The organism is Amycolatopsis kentuckyensis, from assembly GCF_002155975.1.
In the GTDB taxonomy this organism is placed as follows: Bacteria; Actinomycetota; Actinomycetes; order Mycobacteriales; family Pseudonocardiaceae; genus Amycolatopsis; species Amycolatopsis kentuckyensis.
This window is the reverse complement of record NZ_MUMI01000329.1, coordinates 1-1,054: the sequence shown is the minus strand read 5'-3', so window position 1 is coordinate 1,054 and position 1,054 is coordinate 1. Positions and strand designations below refer to the sequence as shown.

Sequence of the window (1,054 nt, the reverse complement as noted above, 5' to 3'; positions counted from 1 at the left end):
CGAACGCGCCGAGGGTGCGCAGCCCGAGCCGTTTGAGCAGGTCGACGAGTTCACCGCGGTCATCACCGGGCTGGTTCAGCTCGGTGATCGAGAGTGGCGCGAGGAACGCCGCGGTCCGGCCACGCGCGACGAGCGCGGACCGCCGGGCGGCGAGGGTGGCGGCGAACAGCCCATCGGCGACCCCTACCTGGCATTCGACCCCGGCCCGCGCGGCGACTTCGTCGATGAGCAGCTCGGCCAGCGCGGCCTCCCCGCCGAAGTACTGGGAAGCGCCGTCAACGGGCACGGCAACCAGCCCGGGCCGCACGACTTCCACCCCGACGGCCTGCGCTTCCACGGCGGCGGCGACGGGTTCGAACAGCCGGGCATCGCGATCGGGATCGTGCTGGTGCACCACGAGTCCCGGGCACCGAGACTGGGCATCCCGCCGCCGCATCCCCCGCCCGACCCCGTGCTGCCGCGCGGAAGCGGAGCAGGCCACAACACGATTGGCGGAGAAAACGGCGGCGGGCGAGCTGGGCGGCGCCCCGGCAGCAGCCCCGGCGGCGACGACGGGCCAGTCCGGACACCACAGCACGAGCAACCGTGGCGCATCGGTCATCCGGCAGCCTGCTCCGGCTGCTCGGGCTGCTCGGGCTGCTCGGGCTGCTCTGGCCGCTCGGGCTGCTCCGGCTGCTCGGGCGAAATCGGGAGTTTCCCGGGAAAGCCGGGCTTCGGGACGCACTTGAGCGGCTTCGGCGGCGCGCCCGTGCGCGAGACCGGAACTCGCGTGATCCGGGCCGGAACTCGCGTGATCCAGGCCGGAACTCGCGTGATCCAGGCCGGAACTCGCGTGATCCAGGCCGGAACTCGCGTGATCCAGGCCGGAACTCGCGTGATTCGAGCCGGAACCCGCGTGACCCAGGCCGGAACCCGCGTGACCCGGGCCGGAACCCACGTGACCCGGGCCGGAACCCACGTGATCCAGGCCGGAACTCGCCTGACCGGGCCGGAACCCGAAACCCGCGTGATTCGGGACGGAACTCGCGTGACCCGGGCCGGAACTCGCGTGATT

The 1,054-nt window shown here is 72.7% G+C and carries 2 protein-coding genes; one reads left to right on the top strand and one right to left on the bottom strand.

Annotated features, from left to right (window positions below):
- Window positions 1-601: Y-family DNA polymerase (locus tag CCN39_RS29645; protein WP_491844429.1), on the bottom strand; the 601-nt coding region annotated here is incomplete at its 3' end.
- 123 nt (window positions 602-724) lie between these two features.
- Between CCN39_RS29645 and CCN39_RS51255 the strand changes: the two genes are divergently transcribed.
- Window positions 725-1,054 (top strand): hypothetical protein (locus CCN39_RS51255; RefSeq protein WP_208630445.1); only part of this gene is annotated, 330 nt, incomplete at its 3' end.